Below are 22924 nucleotides of genomic sequence, written 5' to 3' on the forward strand. Positions count from 1 at the left end.
GGCGACGACAAAGGCACCAGGCAACCAATCCAGGAGGTATCGAGTCCATGGCGCTCGACCAGTCCTTCGTGGGCCGGACCTATCCGCCCACCCCGGCCTACGAGGTCGGCCGGGAGAAGATCCGCGAGTTCGCCGAGGCGATCGGGGACGCCAATCCCGCGTACACCGACACCGAGGCGGCCAAGGCGCTCGGGCACCCGGACGTGATCGCCCCGCCCACCTTTGTGTTCGCCATCACGTTCAAGGCGGCCGGCGCGGTCATCGAGGACCCGCAGCTCGGGCTCGACTACAGCCGCGTCGTCCACGGCGACCAGAAGTTCGCCTACACCCGGCCCGTACGCGCCGGGGACCGGCTCTCGGTCACCTCCACCATCGAGGCGGTCAAGTCCCTCGCCGGCAACGACATCGTCGACATCCGCGGCGAGGTCCACGACGCCTCCGGCGAGCACGTCGTCACCGCCTGGACCAAGCTCGTCTCCCGCGCACCCGAGGGGGCCTGACCATGGCCGCGAAGATCAGCTACGACGAGGTCGAGGTCGGCACCGAACTGCCGGCGCAGACCTTCCCCGTGACCCGCGCCACGCTCGTCCAGTACGCCGGCGCCTCAGGGGACTTCAACCCCATCCACTGGAACGAGAAGTTCGCGGTGGAGGTCGGCCTCCCCGACGTCATCGCCCACGGCATGTTCACCATGGCCGAGGCGATCCGCGTCGTGACCGACTGGACCGGCGACCCCGCCGCCGTCGTCGAGTACGGCGTCCGCTTCACCAAGCCCGTCGTCGTCCCCAACGACGACAAGGGCGCGGCCGTGGAGGTCAGCGCCAAGGTCGCCGCGAAGCTGGACGACCGGCGGGTGCGGGTGGACATCACCGCGATGAGCGCCGGGCAGAAGGTGCTCGGCATGTCGCGCGCCGTGGTCGAGCTCGCCTGACGGTACGAGCGTCACGGGCCCGTCGCGGAAGCGGCGGGCCCGTACCCTTGTGCCCGTGCAGCCACTCCACGACGCCCTCCTCGCGCCCCTCACCACCTTCCGGCTCGGCGGTCCCGCCACCCGGCTCGTGACCGCCACCACCGACGACGAGGTCGTCGCGGCGGTACGCGAGGCCGACGCCACGGGGACGCCGCTCCTCGTCATCGGCGGCGGCTCCAACCTGGTCATCGGGGACAAGGGCTTCGACGGCACCGCGCTGCGCATCGCCACCACCGGCTTCACCCTCGACGGGACCCGGCTGGAACTCGCCGCGGGCGAGGTCTGGACGGACGCCGTCGCCCGCACCGTCGAGGCCGGGCTCGCCGGCATCGAGTGCCTGGCCGGCATCCCCGGCTCGGCCGGCGCGACCCCGATCCAGAACGTCGGCGCCTACGGGCAGGACGTCTCCGCCACCGTGACCGAGGTCGTCGCCTACGACCGGCGAGCCGAGGAGACGGTCACCCTCACCAACGCCGAGTGCGCCTTCTCGTACCGGCACAGCCTCTTCAAGGACCAGCCCGAGCGGTACGTCGTGCTGCGGGTCCGCTTCGAGCTGGAGGACGCGGACGGTCTGTCCGCGCCGATCAAGTACCCGGAGACCGCCCGCGCCCTCGGCGTCGAGGCGGGGGACCGGGTGCCGCTCGCGACGGCCCGCGAGACCGTCCTGAGGCTGCGCGCCGGCAAGGGCATGGTCCTGGACCCCGAGGACCACGACACCTGGTCCGCCGGTTCCTTCTTCACCAACCCGATCCTCACGGCGGGGGAGTACGAGGCGTTCCTCGCGCGCGCGGCCGAGCGGCTCGGCGCGGACGTCACCCCGCCGGCCTTCCCCGCGGGGGAGGCCGGCGCGGTGAAGACGTCCGCCGCCTGGCTGATCGACAGGGCCGGCTTCACCAAGGGGTACGGATCCGGCCCCGCCAGGATCTCCACCAAGCACACGCTCGCCCTCACCAACCGCGGCGGGGCGACCACCGAGGACCTGCTCGCCCTCGCCCGTGAGGTCGTCGCCGGGGTCCGGGACGCCTTCGGGATCACCCTGGTCAACGAGCCGGTGACCGTGGGCGTCGAGCTCTAGGGCCGCCGCCCCGAAGCCGCCCCTAGTACGCCACGCCCACGCCCTGCTTGACCGTGGCCGGGTCGTCGATCATCGCCAGCATCGCGTGGGCCACGTCCGCGCGGCCGAGGGAGCGGCCCCGCGGCGGGGTGCCGCCGATGACCGTGCGGTAGCGGCCGGTGGCAGGCTTGTCCGTCAGCTTGGGCGGGCGTACGGAGGTCCAGTCGGCCGTGCTGGTGGCGAGGTCGGACTCCATGACCCGCAGATCGGCGTAGACGTCCTTCAGGGCCGCGTTGACGATCGCGAGCACGGCCTTGTCGAGGACGGCCTGGCCGGCCGGGACCGGGCCGAGCGGGGCGGCGCTGACCACCAGGAGCCGGCGTACCTTCTCGGCTTCCATGGCCGTCAGCACCGAACGGGTCAGCCGGGCGGCCACGCCCGCGTCCGCCCGGCTCCGGGCGCCGAGGCCCGAGAGCACCGCGTCCCGGCCCCTGACCGCGCCGCGCAGGGCCTCCGGGTCCGACAGGTCGGTCCGCAGGACGGTGAGGCGCTCGCCGCGCGCCGTGAGTCGTGCCGGGTCGCGGACCACCGCCGTCACCTGGTGGCCCGACGCCAGGGCCTGGTGGACGATCTCCTGGCCGATGCCGCCGGTCGCACCGAAGACTGTGAGCTTCATGTCGCACCCTCCCGGGGTGGGTAAGTGTTCACTCACCCCCAGGGTGAGTGGATACTCACTCACACGTCAAGCGTGGCTGGAGGATGCATGGAACAGAGGCCGACCCGGGTACGGATCGTCGACGCGGCCCGCGACCTGATGCGGACGGCGGGGCTCGCCCGCACCACGACCAAGGAGATCGCCAAGGCCGCCGGCTGCTCCGAGGCGGCCCTCTACAAGTACTTCACCAGCAAGGAGGAGCTCTTCCTCACCGTCCTCAGCGAGCGGCTGCCCCAGCTCGGCGGACTCCTCGGCACCCTGGCCGCCGACCCCGGCGGCCGCACCGTCGAGGAGAACCTCACCGAGGTCGCCCGCCAGGCGGCCCGCTTCTACGAGCAGACCTTCGCCGTCCTCGCCTCCCTCTACGCGGAACCGCAGCTCAAGCAGCGCCACGACGAGGCCATGCGCACCTACGGCAGCGGCCCCCACAAGCCCATCGAAGGCCTCGCCGCCTATCTGCGCGCCGAACAGCGGCACGGCCGCGTCGCCGCCGACGCCGATCCGATGGCCGCCGCCTCCCTGCTCCTCGGCGCCTGCGCCCAGCGCGCCTTCGCCTGGGAGGCCACCCCGGACCGCAGACCGCCGGACTCGCTCGACGACTTCGCGAGCGCCGTCGCCCGCACCCTGCTGCGAGGGCTCAGCTAGCGATCCAGTCGTCGATCCCCGCCAGCAGCTTCGCCCGGACGCCCTCCGGGGCCGCCGAGCCCCGCACCGACTGCCGGGCCAGTTCCGCCAGCTCCGCGTCCGTGAAACCGTGGTGCCGGCGGGCGATCTCGTACTGCGCCGCGAGCCGCGAACCGAACAGCAGCGGGTCGTCCGCGCCTAGCGCCATCGGCACCCCCGCCTCGAAGAGGGTCCGCAGCGGTACGTCCTCGTGCCGCTCGTACACCCCGAGCGCCACGTTGGACGCCGGGCACACCTCGCAGGTCACCCCCCGCTCCGCGAGCTTCCGCAGCAGCCGGGGGTCCTCCGCCGCCCGCACCCCGTGCCCGACGCGCGTGGCCCGCAGGTCGTCCAGGCAGTCCCGTACGGACGAGGGGCCCGTCAGCTCGCCGCCGTGCGGGGCCGCCAGGAGGCCGCCTTCCCGCGCGATGGCGAAGGCCCGGTCGAAGTCCCGCGCCAGGCCGCGGCGCTCGTCGTTGGAGAGCCCGAAGCCCACCACGCCCCGGTCCGCGAACCGCACCGCGAGCCGGGCGAGCGTACGGGCGTCGAGGGGGTGCTTCATACGGTTCGCCGCGACGAGCACCCGCATCCCGAGACCGGTCTCCCGCGAGGCCGCGTCGACCGCGTCGAGGATGACCTCAAGGGCCGGGATGAGCCCGCCGAGATGCGGCGCGTACGAGGTGGGGTCGACCTGGATCTCCAGCCACCCCGAGCCGTCCCTGACGTCCTCCTCGGCCGCCTCGCGCACGAGCCGCTGGATGTCCTCCGGCGAGCGCAGGCAGGACCGGGCGATGTCGTAGAGCCGCTGGAAGCGGAACCAGCCGCGCTCGTCGGTCGCCCGCAGCTTGGGAGGCGTACCGCTGCTCAGCGCCTCGGGAAGATGCACGCCGTACTTGTCGGCCAGCTCGATGAGCGTCGTGGGCCGCATCGAACCGGTGAAGTGCAGGTGCAGATGGGCCTTGGGCAGCAGGGTGATGTCGCGGGAATCGTGCTCCATTGGCCGATCCTGCCGCACCCGAATGGACCAGGACACCCCCTTTCCCCGATCGGGACCCCGCTAGAACGCAAAAACGGGCCCCCGGTTCCGAAGAACCGGGGGCCCGGACCACACCTCGACATTCAGGTGTGGTCAGACGGTCGCCTCGGCGAGCAGCTTCTGGATCCGGGACACGCCCTCCACCAGGTCCTCGTCGCCCAGCGCGTACGAGAGGCGCAGGTAGCCCGGCGTGCCGAAGGCCTCGCCCGGGACGACCGCCACCTCGGCCTCGTCGAGGATCAGCGCGGCCAGCTCGACCGAGGTCTGCGGGCGCTTGCCGCGGATCTCCTTGCCGAGCAGCGCCTTCACCGACGGGTACACGTAGAAGGCGCCCTCCGGGGTCGGGCAGAACACGCCCTCGATCTCGTTGAGCATCCGCACGATCGTCTGGCGGCGCCGGTCGAAGGCGCGCCCCATCACCGCGACCGCGTCCAGGTTGCCCGAGACGGCGGCGAGCGCGGCCACCTGCGCCACGTTGCTCACGTTGGACGTGGCGTGCGACTGCAGGTTGGTCGCGGCCTTCACCACGTCCTTCGGGCCGATGATCCAGCCCACCCGCCAGCCGGTCATCGCGTACGTCTTGGCGACGCCGTTGACGACGATGCACTTGTCGCGCAGCTCCGGCATGACCGCCGGCAGGGACACCGCGGAGGCGCCGCCGTAGACCAGGTGCTCGTAGATCTCGTCCGTGAGGACCCACAGGCCGTGCTCGACGGCCCAGCGGCCGATCGCCTCGGTCTCGGCCTCGCTGTAGACGGCGCCGGTCGGGTTCGACGGGGAGACGAAGAGGACGACCTTGGTCTTCTCCGTGCGGGCCGCCTCCAGCTGCTCCACCGAGACCCGGTAGCCGGTGGTCTCGTCGGCCACGACCTCCACCGGGACACCGCCCGCGAGGCGGATCGACTCGGGGTACGTCGTCCAGTAGGGAGCCGGGACGATGACCTCGTCGCCCGGGTCGAGGATCGTGGCGAAGGCCTCGTAGATCGCCTGCTTGCCGCCGTTGGTCACCAGGATCTGCGAGGCGTCGACCTCGTAACCGGAGTCACGGAGCGTCTTGGCGGCGATGGCGGCCTTCAGCTCCGGCAGACCGCCGGCGGGCGTGTAGCGGTGGAACTTCGGGTTCTTGCAGGCCTCGACGGCCGCTTCGACGATGTAGTCCGGCGTAGGGAAGTCGGGCTCACCCGCGCCGAAACCGATCACCGGGCGCCCGGCGGCCTTGAGAGCCTTGGCCTTGGCGTCGACGGCGAGGGTGGCGGACTCGGAGATCGCACCGATGCGGGCGGAGACCCGACGCTCGGTGGGAGGGGTAGCAGCGCTCATGCGGCCCATCGTCCCAGACCGCTTCAAGGCCCGGCACACAGGTTTCACGGACCGGACAGGAACGGTCATTCCTGGTCGTACGCGCGTCCGGCGGCGGGACGGTCACGGTTCCGTCGCCGTTTCTGTTCGACGTAGGGGCCCCTGACCACGTATGCTCACTGCTCGTTGGCCCGCACCGACCACATCTCACGATGCGGTAGGTTGGGGACACCAACAAAGGGTCGTAGCTCAATTGGTAGAGCACCGGTCTCCAAAACCGGCGGTTGGGGGTTCAAGTCCCTCCGGCCCTGCTACACACACCGCCAGGTGTTGTGCGCATGTACGTACTTCATTGCACCGCCGTGCGGCTCCACCCGGGCGCGGCACGGCCGACCCGGAATCAGGTGAGAGATCGTGACGGACGCCGTAGGCTCCATCGACATGCCTGATGCCGATGACGATGCCGCAGAGTCGAAGAAGAAGGCTCGCAAGGGCGGCAAGCGCGGAAAGAAGGGCCCTCTGGGCCGTCTCGCGCTCTTCTACCGTCAGATCGTCGCGGAGCTCCGCAAGGTCGTCTGGCCCACGCGCAGCCAGCTGTCGACGTACACCACTGTGGTGATCATCTTCGTCGTCATCATGATCGGCCTTGTCACCGTGATTGACTATGGCTTCCAGGAAGCAGTCAAGTACGTCTTCGGCTGACTTTTTGTTCCACCCCATCTGTATCGCAGGAAGAAGCAGCCACCGTGTCTGACGCGAACCTGAACGACGCCTTCGAGTCCGAGTCCGTCGAGGACGAGCTGGACATCGTCGAGGCCGCCGACGAGGACCAGGCCGACGCTGCTGACGACGTTGCCGGCGAGGCCGCCGAGGAAGCCGCTCTCCACGTCGAGTCCGATGAGGACGACGACGAGGACGAGTCGGAGACCGTCGAGGCCGCCGAGGGCGACGACGACGAGGCCGCCGACGACGTCGAGGACGCCGAGGGCGACGACGAGTCCGTCGAGGACGAGGACGCCGAGGAAGAGACCGAGGAGGAGGCCGAGCCGGCCGCCCCGGTCGACCCGGTCGCCGCGCTCCGCGAGGAGCTGCGCCTCCTGCCCGGCGAGTGGTACGTCATCCACACCTACGCGGGCTACGAGAAGCGCGTGAAGGCCAACCTGGAGCAGCGCGCCGTCTCGCTCAACGTCGAGGACTTCATCTACCAGGCCGAGGTCCCCGAGGAAGAGATCGTCCAGATCAAGGGCGGCGAGCGGAAGAACGTCAAGCAGAACAAGCTTCCCGGCTACGTTCTCGTCCGCATGGACCTGACGAACGAGTCCTGGGGCGTCGTCCGCAACACCCCCGGCGTCACCGGCTTCGTGGGCAACGCCTACGACCCGTACCCGCTGACCCTGGACGAGATCGTCAAGATGCTCGCCCCGGAGGCCGAGGAGAAGGCCGCCCGCGAGGCCGCCGAGGCCGAGGGCAAGCCGGCTCCGGCCCGCAAGCTGGAGGTCCAGGTCCTGGACTTCGAGGTCGGCGACTCGGTGACGGTCACGGACGGTCCCTTCGCGACCCTCCAGGCGACGATCAACGAGATCAACCCGGACTCGAAGAAGGTCAAGGGCCTCGTCGAGATCTTCGGTCGCGAGACCCCGGTCGAGCTCAGCTTCGATCAGATCCAGAAGAACTGATCCCACCCTCTTCCGACCAGGTCAGAGTGGCTGTCACAGCCGCTCTGACCTGCTCGGTTTTTAGCCGCGCGTGTATACCCGTTATCGTTGTGCGGTATGCCTCCATCCGGATGACCGGATGGCGGGCTGAACACTCTCACTAGGACCCGGAGAGAGCAATGCCTCCCAAGAAGAAGAAGGTCACGGGGCTTATCAAGCTCCAGATCAACGCCGGTGCGGCGAACCCGGCCCCGCCGGTCGGCCCCGCGCTCGGTCAGCACGGCGTCAACATCATGGAGTTCTGCAAGGCCTACAACGCCGCGACCGAGTCGCAGCGTGGCATGGTCGTGCCGGTGGAGATCACGGTCTACGAGGACCGTTCCTTCACCTTCATCACCAAGACTCCGCCGGCCGCCAAGCTGATCCTCAAGGCCGCGGGTGTGGACAAGGGCTCCGGCGAGCCGCACAAGACCAAGGTCGCCAAGCTCACGGCCGCCCAGGTCCGCGAGATCGCCACGGTCAAGCTCCCCGACCTGAACGCCAACGACCTGGACGCCGCGTCCAAGATCATCGCTGGCACCGCCCGTTCGATGGGCATCACGGTCGAGGGCTGAGCAGCCCCCGTTCGACCTTTTCAGTGGTAGGGCCAGCGCCGGCCCGCACCACGACTCCACACCTGAACCACCAGGAGAAGAAGTGAAGCGCAGCAAGGCTCTCCGCGGCGCGGACGCCAAGATCGACCGGGAGCGGAACTACGCCCCCCTCGAGGCCGTCCGTCTCGCCAAGGACACCGCCACCACGAAGTTCGACGGCACCGTCGAGGTCGCCTTCCGCCTGGGTGTCGACCCGCGCAAGGCCGACCAGATGGTCCGTGGCACCGTGAACCTTCCGCACGGCACCGGTAAGACCGCCCGGGTCCTGGTCTTCGCGACCGGTGACCGTGCCGAGGCCGCGATCGCCGCCGGCGCCGACATCGTCGGCTCGGACGAGCTCATCGACGAGATCTCCAAGGGCAACCGCCTGAACGAGTTCGACGCCGTGGTGGCCACCCCGGACCTCATGGGCAAGGTCGGCCGCCTCGGCCGCGTCCTCGGTCCGCGTGGTCTCATGCCGAACCCCAAGGTCGGCACCGTCACCCCCGATGTCGCGAAGGCTGTCAACGACATCAAGGGCGGCAAGATCGAGTTCCGCGTCGACAAGCACTCGAACCTGCACTTCATCATCGGCAAGGTCTCCTTCGACGAGACCAAGCTGGTGGAGAACTACGCCGCGGCTCTGGACGAGATCCTCCGTCTGAAGCCGTCCGCCGCCAAGGGCCGCTACATCAAGAAGGCGACCCTGACGACGACGATGGGCCCCGGCATCCCGCTGGACTCCAACCGCACCCGCAACCTCCTCGTCGAGGAGGACCCGGCTTCTGTCTAGCCGGGCCGAACCCCACGGGGTTCGCTGAAGTGCTCAGCCGGCCCCCGCCTCTCTCCGGAGAGGCGGGGGCCGGCTCTTTGTTACGGTTCACAGGACCGCAAAGACCTTGATCAAGGGGTGGGGAACTCTCATGAGCAAGTCCGCAGGGAAGCGCGCGGGTATCGCCGTCACGGTGGTGGCCCTCGCCGTGGGCGTCGCAGGCTGTCAGGACGGCACGGGCAAGGCGTCCGGCGCACCGGCGTCCGATGCGCCGAAGACGCAGAGCCTGGGCGACATCACGAAGGTCATCCAGGCGGCTTACGAGAAGACCTCGGCGGCGAAGGCCGCCAAGGTCAAGATGACGATGAGCATGACCGGTACCGGAGCGGACTCCGGCACCGTCGAGATGACCGGCGTCCAGGGCTGGGACCCCGCGGTGATGGACATCACCATGAAGGGCTCCATGCTGAGCGCGGGCGGCACCGGCGGCCCCGAGCAGATGCGCATGGTCATGCTCGACAACGTCATGTACATGGACATGGGTGCCAAGCAGGCCGCCGAGATGGACGGCAAGCGCTGGATGAAGATGGACCTGAAGGCCGCCGCCGACATGTCCGGCGACAAGTCGCTCCAGAAGCAGATGACCGGCGGCCTGGACAACATGAACCAGGACCCGGCCCAGCAGCTCGCCCTGCTCCTCGACTCCCCGAACCTCAAGCACGTCGGCGCCGAGAAGATCAAGGGCATGCAGACGCAGCACTACAAGGGCACGCTGACCTTCGAGCAGATGCTGGAGGCCAACAAGGCCTCCAAGACGCTCTCCAAGAAGGACCACGACGCCCTCGTCGCCAGCATGAAGAAGGCCGGCCTCAAGGGGTACGACACCGAGGTCTGGGTCAACGAGGACGGCTACCCGGCGCGCATGGACGTCGGCATGACCATGGCCCAGGGGTCGATGCAGATCCGGGCCGACTACAGCGACTACGGCACCCAGGCCGCCGTCCAGGCCCCGCCGGCCAAGGACACCCTGGACCTCTTCGAGATGCTGAAGGGCGCCGGCCAGGCCTGATTTGCCCGAAGCCGACCCGGTCGCGTACTCTTCCACAGAAGCCAAAGACCGCTGGTTGTCACTGTGCCGTCAAGGTGCGGTGGCCGAAGGATTCGCTGAGACGCGAACGGCCCGCGCAGGTGATTGTGGATGAGTTCCCGGATCTTCGTGATGCGGTAGAGCTGAGCCCCGAGCGCCTGCGCCCGGGGCGTTTTGTTTTGTCAGCCCCTTCTGAGCGGTCCTCATCACCCGGAAGGAGGCCGACGCTCTATGGCAAGGCCCGACAAGGCTGCTGCGGTAGCCGAGCTTGAGGACCAGTTCCGCAGCTCGAACGCCGTTGTGCTGACCGAGTACCGGGGTCTCACCGTCGCGCAGCTCAAGACGCTGCGTCGCTCGCTCGGTGAGAACGCCCAGTACGCCGTGGTGAAGAACACGCTGACCAAGATTGCGGCCAACAACGCCGGGATCACCTCGCTCGACGACCAGTTCACCGGTCCGACGGGCGCTGCCTTCATCACCGGTGACCCGGTGGAGTCGGCGAAGGGTCTTCGTGACTTCGCCAAGGAGAACCCGAACCTCATCATCAAGGGCGGTGTCCTTGATGGTAAGGCGCTGACCGCCGATGAGATCAAGAAGCTCGCGGACCTCGAGTCCCGCGAGGTTCTGCTCAGCAAGCTGGCCGGCGCGTTCAAGGGCAAGCAGTCGCAGGCTGCCTCGCTCTTCCAGGCGCTGCCGTCGAAGTTCGTCCGCACCGCGGAGGCGCTTCGCGTCAAGCTCGCCGAGGGCGGTGCCGAGTAATTCGGCTCGCGCACTGATCCACGCCGCCTAGTGCGTGGGTCACAGCGGGCCGTTACGCCCGCCTCTACATACATCCGGCACCTGCCGAATTAGTGGAAGGATCGCCCATCATGGCGAAGCTCTCTCAGGACGACCTCCTCGCCCAGTTCGAGGAGATGACCCTCATCGAGCTCTCCGAGTTCGTGAAGGCCTTCGAGGAGAAGTTCGACGTCACCGCCGCCGCGGCCGTCGCCGTTGCCGGCCCCGCCGCGGGTGGCGCTGCCGCCGAGCCCGAGGCCGAGCAGGACGAGTTCGACGTCATCCTCGAGGGTGCCGGCGACAAGAAGATCCAGGTCATCAAGGTCGTGCGCGAGCTCACCTCCCTGGGCCTCAAGGAGGCCAAGGACCTCGTCGACGGCACCCCGAAGCCGGTCCTCGAGAAGGTCGCGAAGGAGGCCGCCGAGAAGGCTGCCGAGTCCCTCAAGGCCGCCGGCGCCTCCGTCACGGTCAAGTAAGACCGTTTCGAGTCGCTGAAGCTGACTCCCGCCCCCGTGTAACGCGGAGGCACCGAAAGGCGATCACCCTTCTGGGTGGTCGCCTTTCGGCGTTCCCCGGGAAGGGCGTGGCGGGGGCCGTGAGGGCCGCCGGGAGCGGAGTATGGTGATCTTCGCCGTGCGCCCCGCAGACCGGGGGGCCTTGACGAACCGCACGCAGCGCGCAATTCTCAGGACGCGTCGTCACAACGATCCGTTTCCGAGGCATGGATCGACGGCTGAACGGGCAGTATCGAGGTGCGCCGCACGGCGCGAGGTACCGCGGAGTTGAGAGCAACGAGGGTCGCGAATTACTCGCCCTGGACATCAGTGAGCCAAGTGGCTACACTGACCCTTTGCGCTGCCTGTTAGCTGCCCCCTGCCCGTCACCAGGGGCATACCTTCGCATCTGCATCATTGGCTGACCCCCTCTGAACTGGCCTTTCGGTCATATCAGGAAACGTCTGCCATGACGCACTGCTGAGGGACCGGTACGCGCGTAGTGAGTCCGAGCCCTCGGAAGGACCCCCTCTTGGCCGCCTCGCGCAACGCCTCGACCAATACGAACAACGGCGCAAGCACCGCCCCGCTGCGCATCTCCTTTGCAAAGATCAAGGAGCCCCTCGAGGTTCCGAACCTCCTCGCGCTGCAGACTGAGAGCTTTGACTGGCTGCTCGGTAACGCCGCCTGGAAGGCTCGCGTCGAGGCTGCCCTTGAGTCGGGACAGGACGTCCCCAGGAAGTCCGGCCTGGAGGAGATCTTCGAGGAGATCTCCCCGATCGAGGACTTCTCCGGGTCGATGTCGCTGACCTTCCGCGACCACCGCTTCGAGCCGCCGAAGAACTCGATCGACGAGTGCAAGGACCGTGACTTCACGTACGGCGCCCCGCTCTTCGTCACCGCCGAGTTCACCAACAACGAGACCGGCGAGATCAAGTCCCAGACGGTCTTCATGGGCGACTTCCCGCTCATGACCAACAAGGGCACCTTCGTCATCAACGGCACCGAGCGTGTCGTGGTGTCGCAGCTGGTCCGTTCGCCGGGTGTCTACTTCGACTCCTCCATCGACAAGACGTCCGACAAGGACATCTTCTCCGCCAAGATCATCCCGTCCCGGGGTGCCTGGCTGGAGATGGAGATCGACAAGCGCGACCTGGTCGGTGTCCGCATCGACCGCAAGCGCAAGCAGTCCGTCACCGTCCTCCTCAAGGCTCTCGGCTGGACCACCGAGCAGATCCTCCAGGAGTTCGGCGAGTACGAGTCCATGCGTGCCACCCTGGAGAAGGACCACACCCAGGGCCAGGACGACGCGCTGCTCGACATCTACCGCAAGCTGCGTCCGGGCGAGCCGCCGACCCGTGAGGCCGCTCAGACGCTGCTCGAGAACCTCTACTTCAACCCGAAGCGCTACGACCTCGCCAAGGTCGGTCGCTACAAGGTGAACAAGAAGCTCGGCGCGGACGAGCCGCTGGACGCCGGCGTGCTCACCACCGATGACGTCATCGCCACGATCAAGTACCTGGTCAAGCTCCACGCGGGCGAGACCGAGACGATCGGCGAGAACGGCAACGAGATCGTCGTCGAGACCGACGACATCGACCACTTCGGCAACCGTCGTCTGCGCAACGTCGGCGAGCTCATCCAGAACCAGGTCCGTACGGGTCTGGCTCGTATGGAGCGCGTCGTGCGTGAGCGCATGACCACCCAGGACGTCGAGGCGATCACGCCGCAGACCCTGATCAACATCCGGCCGGTCGTCGCCTCCATCAAGGAGTTCTTCGGCACCAGCCAGCTGTCGCAGTTCATGGACCAGAACAACCCGCTGTCGGGTCTGACGCACAAGCGTCGTCTCTCGGCGCTGGGCCCTGGTGGTCTGTCCCGTGAGCGGGCCGGCTTCGAGGTCCGAGACGTGCACCCGTCCCACTACGGACGCATGTGCCCGATCGAGACCCCCGAAGGCCCGAACATCGGTCTGATCGGTTCGCTCGCCTCGTACGGCCGCGTCAACGCGTTCGGCTTCATCGAGACGCCGTACCGCAAGGTCATCGACGGTCAGGTCACCGACGAGGTCGACTACGTCACCGCCGACGAGGAGGACCGCTTCGTCATCGCGCAGGCCAACGCCGCGCTCAACGACGAGATGCGTCTCACCGAGAACCGCGTCCTGGTGCGTAAGCGTGGCGGCGAGGTCGACTACGTCCTCCCGTCCGAGGTCGACTACATGGACGTCTCGCCGCGCCAGATGGTGTCGGTCGCGACCGCCATGATCCCGTTCCTCGAGCACGACGACGCCAACCGTGCCCTCATGGGCGCGAACATGATGCGTCAGGCGGTGCCGCTGATTAAGTCGGAGGCCCCGCTCGTCGGTACCGGCATGGAGTACCGCTGTGCCACCGACGCCGGCGACGTGCTCAAGGCCGAGAAGGACGGTGTCGTCCAGGAGCTGTCGGCCGACTACGTCACGGTCGCCAACGACGACGGCACGTACATCACGTACCGCCTGCACAAGTTCTCCCGCTCCAACCAGGGCACCTCTGTGAACCAGAAGGTCGTCGTGGACGAGGGCGACCGCGTCATCGAGGGCCAGGTCCTCGCCGACGGTCCCGCCACCGAAGACGGCGAGATGGCGCTCGGCAAGAACCTGCTCGTGGCGTTCATGCCGTGGGAGGGTCACAACTACGAGGACGCGATCATCCTGTCGCAGCGCCTCGTGCAGGACGACGTCCTCTCCTCGATCCACATCGAGGAGCACGAGGTCGACGCCCGTGACACCAAGCTCGGCCCGGAGGAGATCACCCGGGACATCCCGAACGTCTCCGAGGAGGTCCTCGCCGACCTCGACGAGCGCGGCATCATCCGTATCGGTGCCGAGGTCGTCGCCGGCGACATCCTCGTCGGCAAGGTCACGCCCAAGGGTGAGACCGAGCTGACGCCGGAGGAGCGCCTGCTCCGCGCGATCTTCGGTGAGAAGGCCCGTGAGGTCCGTGACACCTCGCTGAAGGTGCCGCACGGCGAGATCGGCAAGATCATCGGCGTCCGCGTCTTCGACCGCGAGGAGGGCGACGAGCTTCCCCCGGGCGTGAACCAGCTGGTCCGCGTCTACGTCGCCCAGAAGCGCAAGATCACCGACGGTGACAAGCTCGCCGGCCGCCACGGCAACAAGGGTGTCATCTCCAAGATCCTTCCGATCGAGGACATGCCCTTCCTCGAGGACGGCACCCCGGTCGACATCATCCTCAACCCGCTGGGTGTCCCGTCCCGAATGAACCCGGGACAGGTCCTGGAGATCCACCTCGGCTGGCTCGCCAGCCGCGGCTGGGACGTCTCCGGCCTCGCGGACGAGTGGGCGCAGCGCCTCCAGGCGATCGGCGCCGACCAGGTCGCCCCGGGCACCAACGTCGCCACCCCCGTCTTCGACGGTGCGCGTGAGGACGAGCTCGCGGGTCTGCTGAACCACACCATCCCGAACCGCGACGGCGAGCGCATGGTGCTCCCGACCGGTAAGGCGAGGCTGTTCGACGGCCGCTCCGGCGAGCCGTTCCCCGACCCGGTCTCGGTCGGTTACATGTACATCCTCAAGCTCCACCACCTGGTCGACGACAAGCTCCACGCTCGTTCGACCGGTCCGTACTCGATGATCACCCAGCAGCCGCTGGGTGGTAAGGCCCAGTTCGGTGGCCAGCGCTTCGGTGAGATGGAGGTGTGGGCGCTGGAGGCGTACGGCGCCGCTTACGCCCTCCAGGAGCTGCTGACGATCAAGTCCGACGACGTGACCGGCCGCGTGAAGGTCTACGAGGCCATCGTCAAGGGCGAGAACATCCCTGAGCCCGGCATCCCCGAGTCCTTCAAGGTGCTCATCAAGGAGATGCAGTCCCTGTGCCTCAACGTGGAGGTGCTGTCCTCGGACGGCATGTCCATCGAGATGCGCGACACCGACGAGGACGTCTTCCGCGCAGCGGAGGAGCTCGGCATCGACCTGTCCCGGCGCGAGCCGAGCAGCGTCGAAGAGGTCTGACGGGAGTTCGGTCGGGGACTCGGCGTAACGCCGCCGAGTCCCCGGCCGGCCCCAGGACCCCCGTATCAGACCCCAAGCCTTACAACCCTGAGAGGGATTGACGCATAGTGCTCGACGTCAACTTCTTCGACGAGCTCCGGATCGGTCTGGCCACCGCTGACGACATCCGTCAGTGGAGCCACGGCGAGGTCAAGAAGCCGGAGACCATCAACTACCGCACGCTCAAGCCCGAGAAGGACGGACTCTTCTGCGAGAAGATCTTCGGTCCGACCCGGGACTGGGAGTGCTACTGCGGCAAGTACAAGCGTGTCCGCTTCAAGGGCATCATCTGTGAGCGGTGTGGCGTCGAGGTCACCCGCGCGAAGGTGCGCCGTGAGCGGATGGGCCACATCGAGCTCGCCGCTCCCGTCACCCACATCTGGTACTTCAAGGGCGTTCCGTCGCGTCTTGGCTACCTGCTCGACCTCGCCCCGAAGGACCTCGAGAAGGTCATCTACTTCGCGGCGTACATGATCACGTTCGTCGACGACGAGCGTCGTACGCGTGACCTGCCCTCCCTGGAGGCGCACGTCTCCGTCGAGCGTCAGCAGATCGAGAACCGTCGCGACTCCGACCTGGAGGCCCGCGCCAAGAAGCTCGAGAACGACCTCGGTGAGCTGGAGGCCGAGGGCGCGAAGGCCGACGTGCGCCGCAAGGTGCGCGAGGGCGCCGAGCGTGAGATGAAGCAGCTGCGCGACCGTGCGCAGCGCGAGATCGACCGTCTGGACGAGGTCTGGTCGCGCTTCAAGAACCTCAAGGTCCAGGACCTGGAGGGCGACGAGCTCCTCTACCGCGAGCTGCGTGACCGCTTCGGCACGTACTTCGACGGTTCGATGGGTGCGGCTGCTCTGCAGAAGCGCCTGGAGTCGTTCGACCTCGAGGAGGAGGCCGAGCGCCTCCGCGAGATCATCCGTACCGGCAAGGGCCAGAAGAAGACCCGTGCGCTCAAGCGCCTCAAGGTCGTCTCCGCGTTCCTGCAGACCGCGAACAGCCCCAAGGGCATGGTTCTCGACTGCGTGCCGGTGATCCCGCCGGACCTGCGTCCGATGGTGCAGCTGGACGGTGGCCGCTTCGCGACCTCCGACCTGAACGACCTGTACCGCCGCGTGATCAACCGCAACAACCGTCTGAAGCGTCTCCTCGACCTCGGTGCCCCCGAGATCATCGTGAACAACGAGAAGCGCATGCTTCAGGAGGCCGTGGACGCCCTCTTCGACAACGGTCGTCGTGGTCGTCCGGTGACCGGTCCCGGTAACCGTCCCCTGAAGTCCCTCAGCGACATGCTGAAGGGCAAGCAGGGTCGATTCCGTCAGAACCTTCTCGGCAAGCGTGTGGACTACTCCGCGCGTTCCGTGATCGTCGTCGGTCCGCAGCTGAAGCTGCACCAGTGTGGTCTGCCGAAGGCCATGGCCCTGGAGCTCTTCAAGCCGTTCGTGATGAAGCGCCTGGTGGACCTGAACCACGCGCAGAACATCAAGAGCGCCAAGCGGATGGTCGAGCGCGGCCGCACGGTCGTGTACGACGTCCTCGAAGAGGTCATCGCCGAGCACCCGGTTCTGCTGAACCGTGCGCCCACGCTGCACCGCCTCGGCATCCAGGCCTTCGAGCCGCAGCTGGTCGAGGGCAAGGCCATCCAGATCCACCCGCTCGTCTGCACCGCGTTCAACGCGGACTTCGACGGTGACCAGATGGCCGTGCACCTGCCGCTCTCCGCGGAGGCGCAGGCCGAGGCCCGCATCCTGATGCTGTCCTCGAACAACATCCTGAAGCCCGCCGACGGCCGTCCGGTCACGATGCCGACCCAGGACATGGTCCTCGGTCTGTTCTTCCTGACCACCGACGGTGAGCTCCGTGACACCAAGGGCGAGGGCCGCGCGTTCGGCTCCACGGCCGAGGCGATCATGGCGTTCGACGCCGGCGAGCTCGCTCTGCAGTCGCAGATCGACATCCGCTTCCCGGTCGGCACCGTCGCTCCGCGCGGCTGGGTCCCCCCGGTCGCGGAGGAGGGTGACGAGCACGTCCCGGCCGCCGAGTGGCAGCAGGGTGACTCGTTCCGTCTGCGGACCTCCCTGGGCCGCGCGCTCTTCAACGAGCTGCTGCCCGAGGACTACCCGTTCGTCGACTACTCCGTCGGCAAGAAGCAGCTCTCCGAGATCGTCAACGACCTCGCCGAGCGCTACCCCAAGGTCATCGTGGCGGCGACGCTCGACAACCTGAAGGCGGCGGGCTTCTACTGGGCGACCCGTTCCGGTGTCACCGTGGCCATCTCCGACGTCGTCGTGCCCGAGGCCAAGAAGGCCATCGTCAAGGGCTACGAGGAGCAGGACGAGAAGGTCCAGAAGCAGTACGAGCGCGGTCTGATCACCAAGGAAGAGCGCACTCAGGAGCTCATCGCGATCTGGACCAAGGCGACCAACGAGGTTGCCGAGGCGATGAACGCGAACTTCCCGAAGACGAACCCCATCTTCATGATGGTCGACTCGGGTGCCCGAGGAAACATGATGCAGATGCGTCAGATCGCGGGTATGCGTGGTCTGGTGTCGAACGCCAAGAACGAGACGATCCCGCGTCCCATCAAGGCGTCCTTCCGTGAGGGCCTCACCGTTCTGGAGTACTTCATCTCCACGCACGGTGCCCGTAAGGGTCTGGCGGACACCGCCCTGCGTACCGCCGACTCGGGTTACCTGACCCGTCGTCTGGTGGACGTCTCGCAGGACGTGATCATCCGCGAGGAGGACTGTGGCACCGAGCGCGGTCTGAAGCTGCGGATCGCCGAGCGCGGCGCCGACGGTGTCCTGCGGAAGACGGACGACGTCGAGACCTCCGTGTACGCGCGGATGCTCGCCGAGGACGTCGTCATCGACGGCAAGGTCATCGCGCCGGCCAACGTCGACCTGGGTGACGTGCTCATCGACGCCCTCCTCAACGCGGGCGTCGAGGAGGTCAAGACCCGTTCGGTCCTGACCTGTGAGTCCGCCGTCGGTACCTGTGCGTTCTGCTACGGCCGTTCGCTCGCCACCGGCAAGCTGGTCGACATCGGTGAGGCGGTCGGCATCATCGCCGCCCAGTCCATCGGTGAGCCCGGTACCCAGCTGACGATGCGTACCTTCCACACCGGTGGTGTGGCCGGTGACGACATCACCCAGGGTCTGCCCCGTGTCGTCGAGCTCTTCGAGGCTCGTCAGCCCAAGGGTGTCGCCCCGATCTCGGAGGCGGCTGGCCGCGTCCGTATCGAGGAGACCGAGAAGACCAAGAAGATCGTCGTCACCCCGGACGACGGCACCGACGAGACGGCGTTCCCGATCTCGAAGCGTGCCCGTCTGCTCGTGGGCGAGGGCGACCACGTCGAGGTGGGCCAGAAGCTCACCGTGGGTGCCACCAACCCGCACGACGTGCTCCGGATCCTCGGTCAGCGCGCGGTCCAGATCCACCTGGTCGCCGAAGTCCAGAAGGTCTACAACTCGCAGGGCGTGTCGATCCACGACAAGCACATCGAGATCATCATCCGGCAGATGCTGCGCCGCGTGACGATCATCGAGTCCGGCGACGCGGAGCTGCTTCCGGGCGAGCTCGTCGAGCGCTCGAAGTTCGAGACCGAGAACCGTCGTGTGGTCACCGAGGGCGGTCACCCCGCCTCCGGCCGTCCGCAGCTGATGGGTATCACCAAGGCCTCGCTGGCGACGGAATCCTGGCTGTCGGCCGCCTCCTTCCAGGAGACGACCCGAGTCCTGACGGATGCGGCGATCAACGCCAAGTCCGACAGCCTCATCGGCCTCAAGGAGAACGTCATCATCGGTAAGCTCATCCCGGCCGGTACGGGTCTGTCCCGCTACCGCAACATCCGGGTCGAGCCGACCGAAGAGGCCAAGGCCGCGATGTACTCGGCCGTCGGCTACGACGACATCGACTACTCGCCGTTCGGCTCGGGCTCCGGCCAGGCCGTTCCGCTGGAGGACTACGACTACGGTCCGTACAACCAGTAAGTAGTGGTGCGAAGGGCGGTCACCCCGGAAACGGGGTGGCCGCCCTTCGGCGTTTTCCCCCGCAGGGGTTACCTGGCGGCCAGCTCCCACACCGCGACGAGCGCCCCGGCGCTCGCGGCGAGCGCCACGATGCTGGTCAGCGGCCAGCGGGCGCGTTCGAGGCCGTCGAGGCGGGCCTCGTGGTCGGCGAGCTGCCGGTCGGTCTGGTCGCTGCGCTGGACGAGCAGCGCGAGCGCGCCGTCGACCCGGGCGAAGCCGGCCTCCAGGGTGCCGCGGAGCCGTTCCAGTTCGAGGGCGACGGCCACGGGATCGTTCGGGTCAGGCTCGGTCATCTGCACCGCCCCCGGACGGGGTGCTGCGGAGCCAGGACGGCAGCAGGCGCTGCGCCGCGTCCAGTGCCATCACCCGGGTGAGACCGCCGGCGACGGCGAGCGCCCCGGCGACCCAGGGGAGGGTCGCGGGGATGCCGGAGGCGTCGACGATCGCGGGGAGGACGACGGCGATGCCGACGGCGGACTGGAGGACGGTACGGGCCGTGCGCTTGGCGGCATCGGACATCGGTGTGCTCCTCGGTGGTGGTTACTTCGTGTACGGGACCTTCAGGGCGCTCCAGGAGGCGGCGCCGGGGATGCCGTCGGCGTCGGAGCCGCGGAAGCCGAGCTTGCGCTGCCACTTGGCGTAGCTGAGCCGGTCGGCCTCGCTCCAGCGGGGGCCGGGGCCGACGGCGTACGCGGAGCAGCCCTCGGCGACGAGCCGGCGGCCCATGGCCGTGATGACCGGGGAGCTCGTCTCCTTGCGGAAGAACGAGGAGCCCGGGAACGGCTGGAGGCGGGGCGGGGCCGGCTTCGTGCTGCCGGGGGTGGTCTTGGCGGGGTCCTTGCCGAGCCGGGTCTGCACCCGGTCGCGGAGGACCGGCATGCCGAAGCCCTTCGGGTCGGACTTCCAGTCGGACCACTCCAGGTGGCCGATGACGGACTTGGCGCCCCAGCCGTGGGCCCGGCAGAGGGCGGCGGAGACCCGCTCGATGGCGTCGAGCTGGGCGGCCGGCCAGGGGTCGGTGCCGTTGCCGAGGTTGACGCACTCGAAGCCGTAGAAGCGGGAGTTGCCGTCGACGGCTCCGGGGCTGCCCTGGTGGACGCGGGGGGCCGGGGGCCGGTCGCCGTACGTCTCGGTGATGACGGCCTGGAGGACGGAGGGGTCGCCGGCGCCGGCGTGGTTGGCGCGGCCGTTGCCGACGAGGTGGACCGTGCCGTCCTTGGCGATGACGCCGTGGCAGAGCGGTCCCGGCAGTCCCTCGTAGCCGTTGAAGCAGAGTTCGACGGAGTTGGCGGTGCCGGAGCTGACGGTGTGGTGGATCATCACGCCGGTGACCGGGCCCCAGGCACCGGCGTGGTTGCGGTGGTGGGTGCGCCAGCCGGGGTGTTCGACGACGGTGACGCCTTCGGCGCGGAGCGCGGCGACGAGCCGGTCCGCGGGGAGGGGAGTGGCCATCGGGTGTCCTCCAGACATGCGGGAGCCCCGGCCTGGAGGGCACGGGGCGGGCGTACGGGTGGGGCGGGGGGTGTGGTGCGGCTGTGGTGCTCTCGGTGTGCCGGGGGCCGGGGCTTACGGGGCGGGCGCGGGCTCCGGGGTGGGCTCGGGCGCCGGTGCCGGGGCCCAGGTCGCGCACAGCTCGGCGTAGGCGGAGCGGCGGGCCTCGAAGTCGGCGAGGGCGGCGGTGACGGCCCGCTGGACGGCGGTCGGATCGGGCACGGCCGGGACGCCGTCCTTCGCCTCGACGACGGCGAGACCGTAGCCGCGGAGGGTGGCGTCACCCCCGCTGCCGGTCTTGGAGAACTCGGCGGTGACCTGCACCGACGGGTACTGGCCGGTGAACGGGTCACGTTCCAGGGTGTAGCCGAGGCTGTTGTCGAAGACGCGTACGGAGAGGGTGTGGCCGTTCTCGACGACGGTGGCCCGGCCGGCGTAGTCGATGACCAGGCCCCAGGGCTGGGTGGGGTCGATGTTCACGGTGGGTGCTCCTCGCTGGCTCAGGTCTGGGTGCCGTACATGCTGACGGGCTGGGCGTACACCGTGCCGGTGCCGCTGGCGATCCTGGCGTGGATCTCGACGGTCATGACCTTGCCGAACTTGGTCCCGAAGTCGGCGAACGGCAGCAGACCGGTGTGGTCGAAGGTCTGTCCGGCGGCGACGGTCGGGCCGAACTGCACGCCGTCGACCATGACCTGCACCTGTCCGGTCGCGCCGCTGGACACCTTCGTGTACATCGCGAGACGCATCTTGGGCTGCCAGACCGGGTTGAAGGACTGGGCGATGGCGGTGAAGGACGTGCTCGTGGTGGACGGCCACTTCGCTTCCTTCAGGTGGTCCACCGGCGGCATCAGCTGCAGCCACGGCCTGGCGAGGCCGCCGGTCGCCATGTCGTCGGCGAACAGCTCGTGGTTGTGGGCGTCGAAGACCCGGAGGACCGGCTTGGTGGACTGCGGCTTGTCCGGGTCGGGGTCGGGACGGATCTCGTTGATGAGGGGACGGGTGTTGACGGCTGTGGACAGGGCCTGGATCCGGCGCTCCATCTGGATCAGCCGGTCGATGATGTCCTCGGGAAGCAGTGCCATCAGGTCCTCTCAAGGGCGAGTTCGGCGGTGTCGGGACGGCCTCGCTCGGCCGGCCGGACCTTGACGCCGACGATGCGGTAGCGGGCGTCGAGGCCCGTCGGGTGCCACTCGTCGGTGATGCGGATGCGGGCCGTGCGGCCGAGGAGCGCCGGGGGGACGATCCCGCCGAGCCGGATGCTGATCTCGGGGATCTGCACATGGCCGGAGGCCTCGTTGACGGCGGCCTGGGCGAGCGAGTTCAGCGTGGCCTTGTCGCTGACGTCGTTGTGGTCCGAGGACAGGTCGAGCTTCGGCCAGAGGTCGGCGAGCGGCGGATCCGTCGGCACGGCGATGTCGGACAGGGTCGGCCTGGACTCGGCGCCGGCGTTGCTGTTGGCCGAGGCGCCGCGCGCCAGGGCCTCGGTGCCGCCGCGGGTGGCGTCGTCCGGAAGGGAGTACGACAGGATCGTGCCGGGCCGGTCGAAGATCATGTCGGTGGCGCCGTTGCTGATGGGAGAGCCGAGCCGGAGCTCGCGGACGCGCTTGCTGTCCTCCGGGTCGCGGTAGACGAGGATCTGGTACTCGAAGCCCTGGTTCTGGGCCCCGAGCTGGTCGAGTGCCTCCTGGTAGACGGTCTCGTCGCCGTACCGCCAGGAAGCCGTCCGGGTGACGCCGGACAGCAGGTTCTCGTCACCCTCGTCGATCCTGCTCTCGCCCAGGCCCTCCGACAGGCTCTTCCAGAGCTCGCGGGCGATGACGTACTGGTCGGTCGGCTGCGTGAACCGGGTCGCGAACTCATTCGTGCGGATGCGTCGCCGGGCCGCGTACGAGTCGAAGGTGGAGGCCTGGATGCCCAGGGTGACCACGCCCCGGTCGCTGCCCTGCAGGTTGGTGGTCCAGACGATGCCGCCCCACCACAGGTCTCCGCCGCGCTCCAGGTAGACGGTGGTGCGGCCCGGCTTGATCTTGTGGGCCCGCTCGGCGAGGGCGCGGTCGGGGATGGGGATGGTGCCGGACAGGGAGCCGGCCCGGCCGATGTAGTCCTCGAACGAGACGTCCCGCAGCGGCAGGATGTCGATGGCCGTGTCGCTCATGAGGTCGCAGAAGATGGCCCGGTAGGGCGTGTCGAGTGCCATGGG

Annotated in this window: 22 protein-coding genes and 1 tRNA gene; 14 read left to right on the plus strand and 9 right to left on the minus strand. The window is 68.4% G+C overall.

Annotated features, from left to right (window positions below; all coding sequences use genetic code 11):
* Nucleotides 1-47 precede the first annotated feature (47 nt).
* From IO20_RS0135665 to IO20_RS0135675, 3 genes are read left to right on the plus strand one after another with little or no spacing between them, the layout of a single operon-like run.
* On the plus strand, nt 48-500 hold the full coding sequence (locus tag IO20_RS0135665; protein WP_030213879.1) for a MaoC family dehydratase N-terminal domain-containing protein: 453 nt from the start codon (nt 48-50) through the stop codon (nt 498-500).
* Nucleotides 501-502: 2 nt separating this feature from the next.
* Nucleotides 503-931, plus strand: a complete 429-nt coding sequence (locus tag IO20_RS0135670) for a MaoC family dehydratase (protein WP_030549857.1) — start codon at nt 503-505, stop codon at nt 929-931.
* 49 nt (nt 932-980) lie between these two features.
* Nucleotides 981-2045, plus strand: a complete 1065-nt coding sequence (locus tag IO20_RS0135675; RefSeq protein ID WP_078945992.1) for a UDP-N-acetylmuramate dehydrogenase — start codon at nt 981-983, stop codon at nt 2043-2045.
* Between the two features lie 22 nt (nt 2046-2067).
* On the opposite strand, the gene IO20_RS0135680 is transcribed toward IO20_RS0135675, so the two are convergent.
* Nucleotides 2068-2700: an NAD(P)-dependent oxidoreductase gene (locus IO20_RS0135680; protein ID WP_030549855.1), complete on the minus strand. Its 633-nt coding sequence runs from the start codon at nt 2698-2700 to the stop codon at nt 2068-2070.
* Nucleotides 2701-2787: 87 nt separating this feature from the next.
* Between IO20_RS0135680 and IO20_RS0135685 the strand changes: the two genes are divergently transcribed.
* Nucleotides 2788-3384 carry a TetR/AcrR family transcriptional regulator gene (locus IO20_RS0135685; RefSeq protein WP_030549854.1) on the plus strand — a complete coding sequence of 199 codons (597 nt, stop codon included), beginning with the start codon at nt 2788-2790 and terminating at the stop codon, nt 3382-3384.
* Here IO20_RS0135685 and IO20_RS0135690 read toward each other — a convergent pair.
* Entirely contained in the window at nt 3377-4399 is a 1023-nt protein-coding gene (locus tag IO20_RS0135690; RefSeq protein ID WP_030549853.1) for an adenosine deaminase, read from the minus strand. The two genes, IO20_RS0135685 and IO20_RS0135690, sit on opposite strands and share 8 nt — an antisense overlap.
* Before the next feature lie 132 nt (nt 4400-4531).
* The gene (locus IO20_RS0135695; protein WP_030549852.1) at nt 4532-5758 is read right to left on the minus strand and encodes a pyridoxal phosphate-dependent aminotransferase; all 1227 of its coding nucleotides are present in this window, start codon (nt 5756-5758) and stop codon (nt 4532-4534) included.
* 217 nt (nt 5759-5975) lie between these two features.
* On the opposite strand from IO20_RS0135695, the gene IO20_RS0135700 reads away from it, so the two are divergent.
* The 10 genes from IO20_RS0135700 (at nt 5976) to IO20_RS0135745 (ending at nt 19191) form a co-directional block, all read left to right on the plus strand.
* Nucleotides 5976-6048 (plus strand) — tRNA-Trp (locus IO20_RS0135700).
* 103 nt (nt 6049-6151) lie between these two features.
* Entirely contained in the window at nt 6152-6439 is a 288-nt protein-coding gene (gene secE, locus IO20_RS0135705; RefSeq protein WP_030213895.1) for a preprotein translocase subunit SecE, read from the plus strand.
* A 44-nt stretch (nt 6440-6483) separates the two neighbouring features.
* Nucleotides 6484-7413 (plus strand): transcription termination/antitermination protein NusG, encoded by a 930-nt coding sequence (gene nusG, locus IO20_RS0135710; RefSeq protein ID WP_030549851.1) that lies wholly within the window; start codon nt 6484-6486, stop codon nt 7411-7413.
* Nucleotides 7414-7571: 158 nt separating this feature from the next.
* Nucleotides 7572-8006: a 50S ribosomal protein L11 gene (gene rplK, locus IO20_RS0135715; protein WP_030318720.1), complete on the plus strand. Its 435-nt coding sequence runs from the start codon at nt 7572-7574 to the stop codon at nt 8004-8006.
* Between the two features lie 82 nt (nt 8007-8088).
* Entirely contained in the window at nt 8089-8817 is a 729-nt protein-coding gene (gene rplA, locus IO20_RS0135720; RefSeq protein WP_030213902.1) for a 50S ribosomal protein L1, read from the plus strand.
* Nucleotides 8818-8947: 130 nt separating this feature from the next.
* Nucleotides 8948-9865, plus strand: a complete 918-nt coding sequence (locus tag IO20_RS0135725; RefSeq protein WP_030549850.1) for an SCO4651 family lipoprotein — start codon at nt 8948-8950, stop codon at nt 9863-9865.
* A 249-nt stretch (nt 9866-10114) separates the two neighbouring features.
* Entirely contained in the window at nt 10115-10642 is a 528-nt protein-coding gene (rplJ, locus tag IO20_RS0135730) for a 50S ribosomal protein L10 (RefSeq protein ID WP_030549849.1), read from the plus strand.
* 110 nt (nt 10643-10752) lie between these two features.
* Nucleotides 10753-11136: a 50S ribosomal protein L7/L12 gene (rplL, locus tag IO20_RS0135735; protein ID WP_030549848.1), complete on the plus strand. Its 384-nt coding sequence runs from the start codon at nt 10753-10755 to the stop codon at nt 11134-11136.
* 550 nt (nt 11137-11686) lie between these two features.
* Nucleotides 11687-15169, plus strand: a complete 3483-nt coding sequence (gene rpoB / locus IO20_RS0135740) for a DNA-directed RNA polymerase subunit beta (RefSeq protein WP_030549847.1) — start codon at nt 11687-11689, stop codon at nt 15167-15169.
* Nucleotides 15170-15276: 107 nt separating this feature from the next.
* A complete protein-coding gene (locus IO20_RS0135745) occupies nt 15277-19191 on the plus strand; it encodes a DNA-directed RNA polymerase subunit beta' (protein ID WP_030213917.1) in 3915 nt (1304 codons plus the stop codon).
* Between the two features lie 68 nt (nt 19192-19259).
* Here the strand turns inward: IO20_RS0135745 and IO20_RS0135750 are convergent, their stop codons facing one another.
* The 6 genes from IO20_RS0135750 to IO20_RS0135775 all read right to left on the minus strand — a co-directional run bounded on the left by IO20_RS0135750 (nt 19260) and on the right by IO20_RS0135775 (nt 22921).
* Nucleotides 19260-19523 (minus strand): hypothetical protein, encoded by a 264-nt coding sequence (locus tag IO20_RS0135750; protein WP_030213919.1) that lies wholly within the window; start codon nt 19521-19523, stop codon nt 19260-19262.
* Complete coding sequence (locus IO20_RS0135755; RefSeq protein WP_030213921.1) at nt 19510-19749, minus strand: hypothetical protein; 240 nt, start codon at nt 19747-19749, stop codon at nt 19510-19512. Before IO20_RS0135755 ends, IO20_RS0135750 begins: the two co-directional genes overlap by 14 nt.
* A 21-nt stretch (nt 19750-19770) precedes the next feature.
* Entirely contained in the window at nt 19771-20682 is a 912-nt protein-coding gene (locus tag IO20_RS0135760; protein WP_030549846.1) for a peptidoglycan-binding protein, read from the minus strand.
* 114 nt (nt 20683-20796) lie between these two features.
* Nucleotides 20797-21201 carry a hypothetical protein gene (locus IO20_RS0135765; RefSeq protein WP_030549845.1) on the minus strand — a complete coding sequence of 135 codons (405 nt, stop codon included), beginning with the start codon at nt 21199-21201 and terminating at the stop codon, nt 20797-20799.
* A gap of 20 nt (nt 21202-21221) precedes the next feature.
* Nucleotides 21222-21806 carry a hypothetical protein gene (locus IO20_RS0135770; protein WP_030549844.1) on the minus strand — a complete coding sequence of 195 codons (585 nt, stop codon included), beginning with the start codon at nt 21804-21806 and terminating at the stop codon, nt 21222-21224.
* Nucleotides 21806-22921, minus strand: coding sequence for a hypothetical protein (locus tag IO20_RS0135775; protein WP_030549843.1), 1116 nt, complete (start codon nt 22919-22921; stop codon nt 21806-21808). The genes IO20_RS0135770 and IO20_RS0135775 overlap by 1 nt, the downstream gene beginning before the upstream one ends.
* Nucleotides 22922-22924: the final 3 nt, after the last annotated feature.

Source organism: Streptomyces exfoliatus, from assembly GCF_000725545.1.
GTDB lineage: Bacteria > Actinomycetota > Actinomycetes > Streptomycetales > Streptomycetaceae > Streptomyces > Streptomyces exfoliatus.